The sequence below is a fragment of the Acinetobacter sp. P1(2023) genome (assembly GCF_028367635.1).
GTDB lineage: Bacteria > Pseudomonadota > Gammaproteobacteria > Pseudomonadales > Moraxellaceae > Acinetobacter > Acinetobacter pittii_E.
Genome location: NZ_JAQNDD010000013.1, coordinates 1 through 13,548 on the forward strand (window position 1 = coordinate 1; position 13,548 = coordinate 13,548).

General features: G+C 39.7%; 14 protein-coding genes and 4 tRNA genes. All 18 read right to left on the minus strand.

The features are described 5' to 3' along the window. The coding region (locus tag POD11_RS16075; RefSeq protein ID WP_072292276.1) for a GTP-binding protein at positions 1–89 on the minus strand (89 nt) is incomplete at its 3' end. 147 nt (positions 90–236) lie between these two features. After that, positions 237–311, minus strand: a tRNA-Thr gene (locus POD11_RS16080). 13 nt (positions 312–324) lie between these two features. After that, positions 325–400, minus strand: a tRNA-Gly gene (locus tag POD11_RS16085). Between the two features lie 37 nt (positions 401–437). Then, positions 438–521: transfer RNA gene (locus POD11_RS16090), tRNA-Tyr, on the minus strand. A gap of 54 nt (positions 522–575) precedes the next feature. Beyond that, positions 576–651 (minus strand) — tRNA-Thr (locus POD11_RS16095). Between the two features lie 98 nt (positions 652–749). Beyond that, entirely contained in the window at positions 750–2,243 is a 1,494-nt protein-coding gene (trpE, locus tag POD11_RS16100; RefSeq protein WP_262457909.1) for an anthranilate synthase component I, read from the minus strand. 109 nt (positions 2,244–2,352) lie between these two features. After that, the gene (locus POD11_RS16105) at positions 2,353–3,021 is read right to left on the minus strand and encodes a phosphoglycolate phosphatase (protein ID WP_239968161.1); all 669 of its coding nucleotides are present in this window, start codon (positions 3,019–3,021) and stop codon (positions 2,353–2,355) included. A gap of 65 nt (positions 3,022–3,086) precedes the next feature. Continuing rightward, positions 3,087–3,713 (minus strand): FHA domain-containing protein, encoded by a 627-nt coding sequence (locus POD11_RS16110; RefSeq protein ID WP_239968159.1) that lies wholly within the window; start codon positions 3,711–3,713, stop codon positions 3,087–3,089. Positions 3,714–3,753: 40 nt separating this feature from the next. Then, a complete protein-coding gene (gene gspD, locus POD11_RS16115; RefSeq protein ID WP_262457910.1) occupies positions 3,754–6,030 on the minus strand; it encodes a type II secretion system secretin GspD in 2,277 nt (758 codons plus the stop codon). A 41-nt stretch (positions 6,031–6,071) separates the two neighbouring features. After that, a complete protein-coding gene (locus POD11_RS16120) occupies positions 6,072–6,908 on the minus strand; it encodes a type II secretion system protein N (protein WP_239975929.1) in 837 nt (278 codons plus the stop codon). Continuing rightward, complete coding sequence (gene gspN, locus POD11_RS16125; RefSeq protein WP_239968156.1) at positions 6,908–7,651, minus strand: type II secretion system protein N; 744 nt, start codon at positions 7,649–7,651, stop codon at positions 6,908–6,910. Before gspN ends, POD11_RS16120 begins: the two co-directional genes overlap by 1 nt. A gap of 332 nt (positions 7,652–7,983) precedes the next feature. Beyond that, positions 7,984–8,310, minus strand: coding sequence for an H-NS histone family protein (locus tag POD11_RS16130; protein WP_000801427.1), 327 nt, complete (start codon positions 8,308–8,310; stop codon positions 7,984–7,986). Positions 8,311–8,504: 194 nt separating this feature from the next. After that, positions 8,505–8,945, minus strand: coding sequence for an acyl-CoA thioesterase (locus tag POD11_RS16135; RefSeq protein ID WP_016142425.1), 441 nt, complete (start codon positions 8,943–8,945; stop codon positions 8,505–8,507). 7 nt (positions 8,946–8,952) lie between these two features. After that, positions 8,953–10,146: a heme biosynthesis protein HemY gene (locus POD11_RS16140; protein WP_262457913.1), complete on the minus strand. Its 1,194-nt coding sequence runs from the start codon at positions 10,144–10,146 to the stop codon at positions 8,953–8,955. 9 nt (positions 10,147–10,155) lie between these two features. Beyond that, positions 10,156–10,998, minus strand: coding sequence for a hypothetical protein (locus POD11_RS16145; protein WP_239968154.1), 843 nt, complete (start codon positions 10,996–10,998; stop codon positions 10,156–10,158). Between the two features lie 8 nt (positions 10,999–11,006). Then, complete coding sequence (locus tag POD11_RS16150) at positions 11,007–11,774, minus strand: uroporphyrinogen-III synthase (RefSeq protein WP_262457915.1); 768 nt, start codon at positions 11,772–11,774, stop codon at positions 11,007–11,009. A 3-nt stretch (positions 11,775–11,777) separates the two neighbouring features. After that, a complete protein-coding gene (hemC, locus tag POD11_RS16155; protein WP_239975926.1) occupies positions 11,778–12,695 on the minus strand; it encodes a hydroxymethylbilane synthase in 918 nt (305 codons plus the stop codon). Between the two features lie 100 nt (positions 12,696–12,795). Further along, the gene (locus POD11_RS16160; RefSeq protein ID WP_262457916.1) at positions 12,796–13,536 is read right to left on the minus strand and encodes a LytR/AlgR family response regulator transcription factor; all 741 of its coding nucleotides are present in this window, start codon (positions 13,534–13,536) and stop codon (positions 12,796–12,798) included. Positions 13,537–13,548: the final 12 nt, after the last annotated feature.

Consider the following 13,548-nt stretch of genomic DNA (forward strand, 5'->3'; position numbering starts at 1 on the left):
GCAGTTAAAGTTGTTTTACCATGGTCAACGTGACCGATTGTGCCCACGTTTACGTGTGGCTTATTACGTTCAAACTTAGCCTTAGCCATGTTTATAGTCCTCGTTTACGTCGAACACAATTCTGAGCAAAAACCCAGCATCGACATATCGCCAAAAAAATCAAACACCCAATACTTGAAAAGCAGACTAATAAGCCTGCTTTTTAAATCTTTGTAGAAAATCTACTAAACTGTATCTGGAGCTCTTATCGAGATTTGAACTCGAGACCTCTCCCTTACCAAGGGAGTGCTCTACCACTGAGCTATAAGAGCGATTATCCTTCGATGGAGCGGGAGACGAGGATCGAACTCGCGACATGCAGCTTGGAAGGCTGCCGCTCTACCAACTGAGCTACTCCCGCACTGTGTTGGTATATATACCACTTCAATCGAAGTTAATGGTGGTGAGAGAAGGATTCGAACCTTCGAAACTTTCGTAGCGGAGTTACAGTCCGCCCCCTTTGACCGCTCGGGAATCTCACCATATCACACTTATTTCAGTGTTGTTCTTTACTTCACAACTACACACCTTTAAGATGGTGCCGGCACACGGATTCGAACTGTGGACCTACTGATTACAAGTCAGTTGCTCTACCAACTGAGCTATGCCGGCTCTTCTTAGTGTTTCGTACGTTTCGTATCGGAACGGTGTGCAGTTTAGCAAAACTTCCAAACGATGCAAGCGGTTTTTTTAAAAAAACCGCTAAAAACTCATAAAATCAATCCGTTTGACGATAATTCAACCGCTTTGATCACTGCGCGAGCTTTTATTTGCGTTTCATTCCATTCAGATTCAGGATTTGAGTCCGCAACCAGACCTGCTCCAGCCTGTACATAAACCTTTTTATCTCGAATAACACAAGTACGGATTGCAATGGACATATCCATTTCACCGTGCCATCCTAAATATCCTACCGCCCCACCGAAGACACCTCTTTTTACAGGCTCAACTTCATCAATAATTTCCATTGCACGAATTTTTGGTGCACCTGACAAAGTACCTGCAGGGAAAGTCGCCTTAAATACATCTAGCGCATCAATATCATCACGAACTTCGCCTTGTACATTTGAAACAATGTGCATGACATGCGAATAGCGCTCAATCACCATTTGATCAGTCACTTGGACCTTTCCAATTTTAGAAACTCGCCCGACATCATTTCGACCAAGGTCAATCAGCATTAAATGCTCTGCGATTTCTTTTTCATCAGAAAGTAAATCTTTTTCTAAAGCAATATCTTCTTCTTTAGTTTTTCCACGAGGTCTGGTACCTGCAAGCGGACGTACTGTCGCAATACCATTTTCAAGGCGAGAAAGAATTTCTGGTGATGACCCTACAATATGAAATGGCTTTTTATCTGTAATGGTTTGTCCTTGTACCAAAAATAAATAAGGCGAAGGATTTAAATGACGCAAAGCACGATAGACCTGTAAAGCTTCACCATCAAAATCAGAAACCATACGCTGGCCCGGAACAACCTGCATCACATCCCCCGCACGGATGTATTCTTTAACCTTTTCTATGGTCTCAAGGAATTTTTCTTTGCCGGTAATTGATTCAAAATGTGGAGGTGTATGTGGCTTAGCTTGCAAACTTACTGGTGTAGCCAACAATTGCTCTAACTGATCTAACTTTTCTTGAGCATATTCATAGGCATTTGGCTGGGTAGTGTCGGCATGAACAATTAAGAATAAAGTATCTTTAAGGTTGTCAAAAACAACAACCGTCTTCGATAGCATCAACCATAAATCTGGCAATGTAATTGGATCAGCCGCAGGAACATTTTTTAAACGTGGTTCTATGTAACGAACCGCATCATAGCCCAAATACCCCACTAATCCGCCTGTAAAGCTCGGTAAGTTTGGCAACAGTTCAGCAGAAGGCACTTTAAACTGCTTCTGGAATTCACGAATATATTGAAATGGATCTTGGCAATCTTGTTGTGTGACCGAACCATCAGCGTGCTGTATAGATAGAATACCAGCATTACATGAGAATACCGTCGACTCGCCTAATCCAATCATAGAATAGCGCGCCCAATTTTCACCGCCTTCGACGGACTCAAATAAATAAGCCTGTGTCTGGTCTTTAAAACGAGCAAAAACAGATAAAGGGGTTTCTGTGTCTGCTAAGCGTTGGCGATAGACCGGAATCGTGTTGTAGCCTGAAGCCTTAAGTTGTTCAAATTGCGCTAATGTAGTCATGAATTCTTCTCTAATATGGTTTCGATTTAAAAGGGTGTTTTTCTAGATTCGATTTAGACACGCCATCGAAAAACCATACGCTTATTCATGCTGATCTCCATTTCATTCATTAGATAATTAACTCAGCCAAACTATCAACAACTTGCTGAGGTTGGCAATCATAGATATTTTCTCCATGATTATAGCCATAGCTAACTACAATACAATCAATTCCCGCGCGACGTGCAGCCTCAATATCATTACTTGAATCACCAATCATTAATGATTGTGAAGCCGATATTTTTAAGCTTTGCATACAATGTAATAATGGCAATGGATGGGGCTTTCTCTCAGGTAAGCTATCCCCACCAAGTACGACTTGGAAATATGGAGAGAGCTCCAAAGCATCAAGCAACCCTTGGGCAAGTTGTACAGGCTTATTGGTCACGCATGCCATTTGTATATTTAAAGTTTTACAATGTTTTAAAAACTCGGTTACCCCAGGATAAATTTGAGTATTTACACAAAGCTCTACACTATATATATCAATAAACTTCTGTAATAAAACTTTATGTTGTTCAGGATCTAATTTTCCAAAAATATGAATTAGAACGCTTTCACAGAGTTTTGAAGCTCCTTTGCCTACCCATTCTCGTATTTGGGCTTCTGTTACCTTTGGCCAACTTAGCGCCTCTAAACTTAAATTCATCGCCCGATACAAATCAGCAGCAGAATCAACTAGCGTTCCATCTAGATCAAATAAAATTAAATCGCGCTTACTTAGTTGTGCAACAGACATCTTTTTCTACTCAAAATTAAAAAGGCATGCGTTTAGCATGCCTTGATTGTAAAAGCAGCAATGGATTATTTAAAGAACAACCATGCTAATACAGCTAAAATTACTAAAATAATAATTGTGATTAAACCAACGGATGCATTCTTCTGTTGCTCTTTTTCTTCTGCAACACGAGAAACTGGCTCATCAAAAGCAATAGGCGTTTGCTGTTGTGCATTGATATCCACACCTTCTGGAATAGGTGCAGGCTTTGGAATAGAAATATTCTGCGGCATACCATCGCGACGAACTTCGACTTCTGCAGCGCGCTCTGCAAGGCTTGGCATTCCTTGATCGCTTAAATCTGGAGATGATGTTGTATTTACAGGCTCGGCTTCAATTTCAGGTAATTCCGTGATTGTCTGTGCAGGTGCTAATACAGAAAATTTAAAACTAGCGAACTGAACAATATCACCATCATGTAGCTGCTTTTCTTGCTCAATACGAATATCGTTTACAAATGTGCCATTCGATGAATTAAGGTCTTGCACCCATAGCGCCTGATCTTTTAAAAGCAATGCCGCATGGCGACGTGAAATCTCAGCAGCTTGTAACAACACATCAGCATCTTGATGACGCCCTACCAACATATCACGATCAACACTAATTTCTTGGCCTGTAATTTCACCAGTAATTGCTTGTAGTTTCCAAGTCATACGTATGTCCCATTCATTTTTTATTAATCATAACATGCTACTACTGTGCTGTGCTTGGGCGCAGTGTCGTTGTTGTTACTGTATTTTTAGTACGATTAATTTCAGGGTCAGGCAACTGCAAGGTTTGCTTTTGAACCGCTGGCTCTACTGCCACAGGTGTGGTTACTGTCGAAGTTTTTCCACCCGACGGAACCTGTTGATAGTTTTTCGGTTGAGAAGCAATACTAGGCGGTGTCATTTTTTGATTATAGACATCATCAACCTGTTCAGGCAGTTTTGCAAAATTGCCATTTTTATCCATAGCTAATTGCAAGCTATAAAGTTGACTATAGCGCTGCTGAGACAAGCGGCGCACATCATTTGCATCACCCACAATTGTTGGGTGGATAAAAACAAGAAGGTTACGTTTTACATTGCTTATATTATCTGATCGGAACAATCGCCCCACATAGGGGATACTGCTCAACCCAGGTATGCCTTGTCTTGAAAGTGACGTATCATCTGACACCAAACCACCAAGCACTACTGTCTGGCCATGTTCAGCCAAAACAGCAGTTTTAATAGCACGTTTACTTGTCACCAAGTCAGCTGCTTGTCCACGACTGTCTTGAACAGCAGAGACTTCTTGTTCTACTTCCAGACGAACAGTACCGCCTTCACCGATATGTGGAACAACTTTTAATGTCACACCCACATCTTTTCGCTCAACAGTTGTATAGGGATTAATACCTGTACTATTGGTAGTAACCGATCCCGTTACAAAGGGAACGTTCTGGCCGACAACAATATACGCTTCTTCATTATCCATAGTCACAATGGATGGCGTCGAAAGTAAATTTGATTTGGTATTCGTTTTAAGCGCTTGAATTAATGCACCATAAGCCTTACGGGAATTCTCAAAATTACCCAGCGCCAAAGTTGCCCCATTACCTTTATTAGCACCACCAGCGATAGCAGACGCAGCCCCAGCTGAACCACCCGATAAATAACCAGCAGCAATAGAGGATAAACTAGCACCTACATTACTAAAGCTAAGTAAACCAATCCCGCTAGATAAGTCACCTAGCGCCCATTGAATACCAAGTTGATCTGCATCATCTCCTGATACTTCAATAATCGCAGCTTCAATCAGGACTTGCTGACGGCGAACATCGAGCTGCTGAATAGCAGATTCAATTTCACGCATTAATTGAGGGTCTGCCTTAACCACTAACGAGTTTTGGGCATTATCCGCAATAATGCTCACACCATTTTGGCTAAAGCTAGAGATACTGTTTTGATTACTATTATTTGAATTACCATTTAGATTAATAGATGGCGTAGAAATTGAGCTACCATTTGAACCAGAGGTATTTGAACTGGAATTCTGGTTATTACCCATCAAATTATTGATCGGATTCGATGTATTAGAAGAACTGTTATTACTATTTGATGAAGAAACAGCCTGCCCCGTCACAAGACCTTGTAAAATTTCAGATAAATTTTTTGCACTTGCATATTTCAAGCGAAAAACTTTTAAACCACCTAAACGGTCTGCTGAAGGTACATCCAGCATTTCAATCATATGGCGAATACGCTTACGCGTTTCAGGATCACCCTTAACTAAAATACGATTGGTACGGTTGTCTGCAATAATACGGATACGTGCACCATTAAAATCTTTAGATGCTCCCGTAGCACTCATAGCCTCCAGCTGGGTAATGATTTCTTCAGCTTGGCTCGATTGAAGGCCTATTGCCTCAATATCATTCTGTCCAGTGCCATCCAGATTACGAATAATATTTTCGAGTTGATAAATATTTGCTGCACGGTCCGAAACAATCAGCGCATTAGTCCCTGCAATCGCAGCCATATGCGCAAATTGTGGCATTAAAGGGCGAAGTGCTGGAATTAAGTCGTTCGGATTAGTATTTTCAAGCCAAATAACGCGGGTAACAATCTGATCCCCACGCAATTTATTTCGGGAGTCGTAAGGAATTCCCGAGTTCTTAACATTGCTATCAGGTACTAGTTTAATGGTGTTACCTGAAGGAATTGCCACCACTCCATTTACGTTTAAGACCCCAAGAAACAGATCGTAAACTTCATTTTTATTGAGGGGCTTATTCGATATTACTGTGACGTTGCCACGCACTCGTGGATCTACTGCAAAGTTTTTACCCGTGATGTCCGCTACTTCATTAATAAATGCAGTTAAGTCAGCATCACGTAAATTGATCTTCCATGTTTGGGCATAGACACTGCTGCTCACTGTCGCAATCAATGGGGCTGCTGCAAGTAATGCCCAAAGTGGACGTTGATGATTCAATAAAGCCATAACTTGCGATAATTCCTAACTCTTATGGTGACGTGTTATCACTAAAAATTTTGTTGTATGGTCATCACTTGATCACCACGTTTTATTTCTATTTTCACTTGTCCAGCTCGACGAGCCTGCTCAAGTAACTGCACATCCGTTTGTCCTTGCCCAATCGTTTGACCGTTTAAAGAAACAATCCGATCACCCGGCCTTAAACCTAACTTATTTCGAAGCGCAGTGGGTGTACGTTCTGTAACTTCAAAACCTTCACTAGAGTTCCCACTAACACCCATGTCACGCAGATATTGTTCACGGTTGCCTTGCATTTGCTGAATAGCCTGCCCTAATGCCTCTTGAGCCGTATTAACAGGGGTTGAAGACTGGGGCGCAGTAGCAGCAGGTTGTGAAGCATCTGGTGTCATAGGCTGATACAAACCGTTTGGCAAACCTTTAAATTGGAGTTCACGCGTACTTCCATTACCTTGACGCAATATCACGTGATCCCAATAAACTTCTGCCAACTGATAAGATGTAGAGCCTATTGTTTCTCCCACCCGATATCGATCAGCGGTATTATCCAGCTTAATAACAGCCGAGGAAAAACGGTTCGGATAACCGAGCATCACACCTTGTAATTCTAGGTTGACATTTTCCTGAGCTGCATTGGCTGAAGGTTCATTAAAAAGCGAAAAAGTACTAATGTTAGGAATTTGTGGTTGCTGTGACCCCAACTCCACTCTATCAAACTGCATCATTTGAGGAGGTGCAATCACCCACCAAAATAATGAAGCTAATTTCCAACACAACCATAAAATCAAAAAGGCAAATACAACTACACTTAACCGGTCTAATTTTTGCCATTGTAGTTGCTGTAATTTCTCAATCCATACTTTCATTAGCTGCCCCCTTGTATTAAGGGTTGACGAGAACTAATGACAAATGTATCTAAACCAGCCTTTCCATCATAAGATGGGATATTAAGTAATAATCTTTGCGTGAGTTGCACATCAAGCATCATGTTGGCATCTAATAAAAGATTCGCCATTTTTTGACTGCGTTGATCACGTATATCAACTTGCAACTGTCCATTTTGATCCGTTAATTGCCCATTTAAAGAAGGCATATTCATACGGTCCTGACGATCACCAATATTATAAATTAAAGCACCACCACCCCAATGCAATTGGCCATCAACTGCGGCGAAACCCTGCTCTTTTTTATAATTAAACTCAATATCTTTAAGCTGAATACTGTTCGTAGGCCATTGCCAATTTACAATTTGTTTTAATGTTTCAGGCGCAACCTGACCATTCATAGTCTTTACAATTACTTTTTTCCCCACACCATAACCCATTACCCCAGATAATTGGGTATTTCCACTATGGATATCTACGTCAGCAGCGAACCGTAATAAAAATAGGTCTAGAGGTCTAGTTTTCCAATGAATCGAGCCTCTCAACGTACCACGCCGCCAATCTGCTTGGCCTTGCCAGATATTTCCGCTTACATTGTGTAGAGTTTGATTATTCTTTGAAAATTTAGAAATAAGCCACGTCGCTGGGATCTGTAAAATAATAAAAATTAAAAATGCAATGAGGGCAAAAAACCACCACTTCCATTGCTTAGACTTTTTCTTCATTCAGCCTTACCAACATGCAAATTATCGTCCTTATTTTGAGAGTAGCTCCCTAGTCTGACATTATGCATACTTTTTCAACATCGCCAATTCACTTCATATAAAAAAACCAAGCAATCAGGCTTGGCTTCGATATTAAGACTATAAGTTGAACGTATGACAAAATCATGAAAACTTGACACTCAATGAACTAAATGCACATTTGATCTCAACAATTCATTTAAAGAAGAATTTAAGCACTCATTTTAAAATATTATTTACAGCAAAATTTTGAGATATTTTTATAAATAAAAAAGCCAAGCAAATTTGCTTGGCTTTTTAAATCGGCACTACGATTAGATTAAGAAATCTTCTAGTTTTGCGCCTTTTTCAATTTCAGCAACTAACCAGCGTGGTTGTTTACCGCGACCAGTCCAAGTCTCTTCAGCGTTGTTTTTGTTACGGTAACGAGGCTCAACAGATTTACGAGTTGTTTTCTTACGTTTTTGAGCACCAAACTCAAGAAGTTGTTCAACACTGAAACCTACATTTTCAGCAATCTCGATAATTTGATTATAAGCATCTTCGATTGCTTGATCTTTTTTACTTGCAATTAAAGCTTCTGCTTCTTCTTGTAAGCGTTTTAACTCTTCAACAGATAATTCACTGATATCCGGCTTCATTAATAAATACTCCAGTCTTACAGACAATTCAAAATAATACAGACAAAATTTAAAAACATAAAATCAAGACCAATATTATTTATAATCTATTCAATAAGCAATAGTTTGAAAGCCGTGTTCATCAGAATAACTAAAAAAATTACCTTTTAATTACATTATCAATTATAAATGAAATATATTTTATTAATATTTATTTAAGATAAATGTATTAAGTCATGTCCTACTGATTTTTCTAGTTCAATCATTTTTTGTTTTATCTCCTGAGGTATTTCACATTTTCGTTCTGTTAATTTATCCATACATACCAGAACAGCCTCAGCAGTCGCCACGATTTGTTGTTGGGTTTCACTCCACAATATATAAGCCATACGGAATGCGCTATTACGAATCTCTTCCACGCGAACCCCTACTTTCAATACATCGGGATAAAAAACCGGTCTTAAATATTTACACTGACTTGAAGCTACAACTGGATATATTTGAGGGGTTAATATATTTATTGCTTCCATATATAAAATACGTGAGCTTTCAATATATCGATAATATTGTACATTATTGACATGACCAAAAGCGTCCATATCTCCCCATGCGACTTTCTGTTCATATATTATCGGGTAGACAGACAGTTCTTTCATTTTCACCTCATATTTTAAACTTTAAAAAATTTGCATCATTTTCAAAGATTAGATTTAACTGTTTGATTAACACTTCATCTTCTTTAAGCGTAGACTTAATACGTAAATAGCTCATTAAAATATTATTTGGATATAATGATAATAATGTTTCAGCTTCTGCTTGACGTCCAGTTGCCATATAGACATGCCATTTTGCAAAGGTTAAAACAGGCAAATTCATATATTGATTTTCGAACTGAATGATTTTTTCTTCGACATCAGCATAGTCGGGCACCTGTTTAAGCAACTGTTGCTGAAACCATAAATAAAATACTTCTGGATCAAACTGCTCTTTTAACAAGTGAAGGGTTAAATCCGCATGTTGCATGCTCATATCAGGCATACGTGCTAATAGTTTTAGCCATAACAACTTACTGCTATAAGGTCGAGTTTGAATTTCAGACTCTAAATCTAAATAACGTTGCTGTAAGGCATGTAAGTCATCAACAGAAGCTTGATCGAATTGCTGAAGAAGTTGTTGCAGCCATAAATCACGATGCTCTGCATCTAATAAGCCATATTTCATGGATCGTAAATATACCCATGGATGTTGCAGCGCTAATTGCCCCCATAACGCAGTTAATTTTTGCTGGTAGGCAGTTTCTATTTCTTCAAGCCAAGGCGATAATTGATGTTGATATAAGAATTCAAGATGAGTTAATGCGCGGTCGGCTTCATTTTCGGCTAAAAAGATTTCAATCCGCTGTAACTCAGCCAATTCAAATGCCATAGGTGGTGATTGATCAAGAGCAGCCAAGGCTTTTGGATAGTCGCCATTTAAAACCAGAAACTTGGCATCAATGATATTTTTTAAAAGCCCTGATTGAGTAAAAACACGCTCAATGAATACACGTTGATCTTCGGCAGCCTCTAATAACCAGACAATACCTAATTGTTCATAGGGGTGAAGGTTTTTAAACTGAAAGATGTTTTCACGTTTTCTTTGCTCACGAGATGAGTAACGCTTAATCCACAGCCATATAAGTTGAGCAATAAAGCTCATTACCACAAAAGTAAGGGTTAACCCCCAGACATTTGTTTGCAACTGCAATTGTCGCCAGTAAATATAGACGTATCCCATTCCATAGCCGTAACTCAATAAAGCTAAGGCTGCGAAAAGTATTAAGCTGATGACGAAATAAACCCACAGGAGGTGTTTCATATATCCTCCTTATGAGCCAATGAGCCCAAGTGTAGAGAGTTTAGGAACTGGCACAACAGATAAATGCGCCACTTTAGCAATACGTTTTTTTAACTGCTGACTTGCTGCATCAGGCATCTCATCTAACTTTTGCATCACAGATTGCAACTCATTTTGATACTCAGTCATTTTCCCTTGATTAAGTGCCTGTTCGGCAATTAACAATCTTAATTGCACTTCTTTGAGCACGACACTTCGATTCATTAAATTAATAGAAGGGGTTTCTACTTTTTCTATACGGAACCATTTTTTCCACCAAGACACAGTCTCGGATTGATCCATTTCAAGTTTAGGTTGAGCCAAGGCTTGTTGAATATTTTTATCAATATTTTGCAATAAGTCGTCGATTAGTTGATGACGTTGATTTTGAGCCAAAGTGAATTGTTGAACTGCCTGCTTATCCTGCTCAAGTGATTGATTCAAGCTATGTTGTAATGCAGGGGCAATTTCATAGTGCACAAGAGATTGTTGTAACTGATTTAATTGATCAACTGCATAAATCAATTGCTGCTGATCAATTGCAAATTGAATTAAATCCAACTTTTGTTTAATTAAAACTGTAGGTGCAATACCTGTCGGAGAATCATCTGGTTGAGCCACTGAACTGAGTTTATTTCCTGTATTTACAGGCTGGCTCTGCAACTGCCGCTGTAAAGCAACCAATTGATCATTTAAACTGGCATAGTGCTGTTCTGATTGCAGCAGGCTTTGTTTAAGCTCAGGAACAGTACGAGAAATTTGCCACATATCGTAGCTGAGCTTAGCCAACCAAGCTATGCCCAGCAAAATGATGATAGAAACAAGTTTTCTCATATGAATCCTTATAATGCCTGAATGTGATGAATCATCCCCGAAGGCGATAAATTTTCAAGTTGAATAATGTGAAAATGAGCCAGTTGCTGATCACGATACTCTTTAACAATTTGAAAAAGACGAGGTCCTAAAACTAGATATACACAATCAGGTTGTGCATTATTTTTTGAACAAAGTTCTAACCAATATTTCCAGCTCGCTTCACTGGTAATTAAGACGAGCCATTTATTTAAATTATAATTTGAATTCTGTGTCAGATGTTTGAATGTCGAATATGAAGCTTCTGGGCACTGCCGATGATATAAAACAAAATTTAAGATCTGAATTCCTTGTTGTTGCAAGGTCTCCATCATAAATTGGCGTCCGCCCTCTCCCCGCCAGAAAGCCACACTCCCCGTCTGTTGCATATTATGCAGAATAGGCAGATTGAGCATCCCTTCAGAAGTTTCGACATCGGGAATATGTGCTTCTATTCCATATTCATTTAGACGATTGGCTGTTGCCTGTCCTACCGCAATCCACTGAATATGTTTTAAATCACTGAGCTTTAGACCGCTTTTTTCTAAATACTTCATGCCCACCTCAACAGCAGTGGGGCTGACCACGACAATAGCTTGAGCTTTACTTAATTGCTGGTAAAGCTTAAGTAATTGTTCCGAAAAGGGTTTGGCAACGAGTTCTAAAAGAGGTAAAGACTCAACCTGATATCCCTTATTTTGCAAAGCTTCTGTTAATTCAGCTGCACGCGAATCAGGTCGAGTATTAATAAACAACATAGTTTAATAGAGAGCCTTCAATAGCTCGCCAGCGCCTTGATCAAGTAAGTTTCGAGCAAGGTTTTCACCCAATTGCTGAGCGTTATTGGCTTCGTCTGTAAGCTCAGCACGCAATAATGTTTGCCCATCAGCGCTTCCTACACGACCTTCAATATGGATTTGTCCATTTTGTAGTGTGGCATAACCTGCAATTGGGACCTGACAACCGCCTTCAAGGTAAGCATTAAAAGCACGCTCAGCACGTACACAAACATCTGTTTCTTCGTGTAATAGCGGTTGAATTAAAGCTAGTACATCTTGGTCAGCTGCACGGCATTCCAAACCCAATGCACCTTGACCCACCGCAGGCAAACTAATATCTGGTGTTAAACAATGACGGATACGTTCTGACAACCCTAAACGCTTTAAACCGGCACTGGCTAGAATAATCGCATCATATTGACCTTCATCTAATTTTGCTAAACGTGTCCCCACGTTTCCACGTAAGTCAATAATTTGTAGATCTGGGCGTTGTTTTAAAATTTGAGATTTACGACGTAAACTTGAAGTACCAACTTTTGCACCTTGCGGCAAGTCAGCAAATTTTTCAAATTGATTTGAAACGAAAGCATCGAATGGGTCTTCTCGCTCACAAATCACTGCCAAAGTTAAACCTTCCGGCAAAGCCATTGGAACATCTTTCATTGAATGTACAGCTAAATCTGCACGCCCATCTAAAAGTGCTGCTTCTAACTCTTTAACAAACAGCCCTTTGCCCCCAATTTTTGCTAAAGGCGTATCTAGAATTTTATCGCCCTGCGTGACAAATTTAACCAATTCCACTGTTAAATCAGGATGAAGCTCCTGTAAACGGGCACGAATATGTTCTGCCTGCCAAAGAGCAAGTGGGCTTTGTCGTGTAGCAATTTTCAAGGTTTTCATAAATTCAAGCATGGGCTGGTCAAACAATACACCCTAAACTTAACTTGATCCCTTAAAATTGCAAGTAAAATCTCGCAAGTCCAAGATCACTCTTTTAAATTTAGAGCTGATGAATTCGCTCTCTAAGTGTAGACAAATGTCGACGGCTCACTGAAAGTCTTTCATCAAGACCTCGCAGCCTAACTTGATATTGCCCCGAACTAACCAACTCCAGCCCATCTAAATATGCAACTGCCACCAACGCATTTCGATGAATACGAATAAATTGATCTGCAAATTCGGTTTCAAGTTCTTTTAATGTTTCATCTATTAATACACTGCCATTTTTATGACGCACCGTAACGTATTTCTGATCGGCTAGAAAATAATAGATATTTTCAACTGGAATTAGTTCAACGCCACGGTAGGTTTTTGCGGCAATTTGATGACGCTGTGTTTTTAGATCCTGTAAAAATTCATGTTGCGGCAAAGCATTGAGCTGGGCTTGTGTAAGCTGTGTCAATTGACCTAAAGCTTGTTCAAGCTCTACTGGATCAATCGGCTTAAGAAGATATGCCTGAGCTTGAGATTTAAAAGCTTCTAATGCATGTTGATCGTAGGCGGTACAAAACACAATCGCGGGTCGAGGATTGAACTGGCTTAACTGTTCTGCACAGACAAGACCATTCATACCTGGCATTTGAATATCAAGTAAAATTACATCCGGTTGATGAAGCCGTGCCTGTTCCAAGGCCTCTTGTCCATGATGAGCCGTTGATACAACTTCATGTCCCATCTTTGAAACTAAACGTGACAATCGTTCCACTGCAAGTGGTTCGTCATCACAAATTAGCACCTTCATTCATCCTCCTTG

Excerpts from the sequence above, each read along its gene's own strand:
- trpE (WP_262457909.1), bottom strand. The coding sequence starts at position 2,243 with ATGACTACATTAGCGCAATTTGAACAACTTAAGGCTTCAGGCTACAAC.
- POD11_RS16105 (WP_239968161.1), bottom strand. The coding sequence starts at position 3,021 with ATGTCTGTTGCACAACTAAGTAAGCGCGATTTAATTTTATTTGATCTA.
- POD11_RS16110 (WP_239968159.1), bottom strand. The coding sequence starts at position 3,713 with ATGACTTGGAAACTACAAGCAATTACTGGTGAAATTACAGGCCAAGAA.
- gspD (WP_262457910.1), bottom strand. The coding sequence starts at position 6,030 with ATGGCTTTATTGAATCATCAACGTCCACTTTGGGCATTACTTGCAGCA.
- POD11_RS16120 (WP_239975929.1), bottom strand. The coding sequence starts at position 6,908 with ATGAAAGTATGGATTGAGAAATTACAGCAACTACAATGGCAAAAATTA.
- gspN (WP_239968156.1), bottom strand. The coding sequence starts at position 7,651 with ATGAAGAAAAAGTCTAAGCAATGGAAGTGGTGGTTTTTTGCCCTCATT.
- POD11_RS16130 (WP_000801427.1), bottom strand. The coding sequence starts at position 8,310 with ATGAAGCCGGATATCAGTGAATTATCTGTTGAAGAGTTAAAACGCTTA.
- POD11_RS16135 (WP_016142425.1), bottom strand. The coding sequence starts at position 8,945 with ATGAAAGAACTGTCTGTCTACCCGATAATATATGAACAGAAAGTCGCA.
- POD11_RS16140 (WP_262457913.1), bottom strand. The coding sequence starts at position 10,146 with ATGAAACACCTCCTGTGGGTTTATTTCGTCATCAGCTTAATACTTTTC.
- POD11_RS16145 (WP_239968154.1), bottom strand. The coding sequence starts at position 10,998 with ATGAGAAAACTTGTTTCTATCATCATTTTGCTGGGCATAGCTTGGTTG.
- POD11_RS16150 (WP_262457915.1), bottom strand. The coding sequence starts at position 11,774 with ATGTTGTTTATTAATACTCGACCTGATTCGCGTGCAGCTGAATTAACA.
- hemC (WP_239975926.1), bottom strand. The coding sequence starts at position 12,695 with ATGAAAACCTTGAAAATTGCTACACGACAAAGCCCACTTGCTCTTTGG.
- POD11_RS16160 (WP_262457916.1), bottom strand. The coding sequence starts at position 13,536 with ATGAAGGTGCTAATTTGTGATGACGAACCACTTGCAGTGGAACGATTG.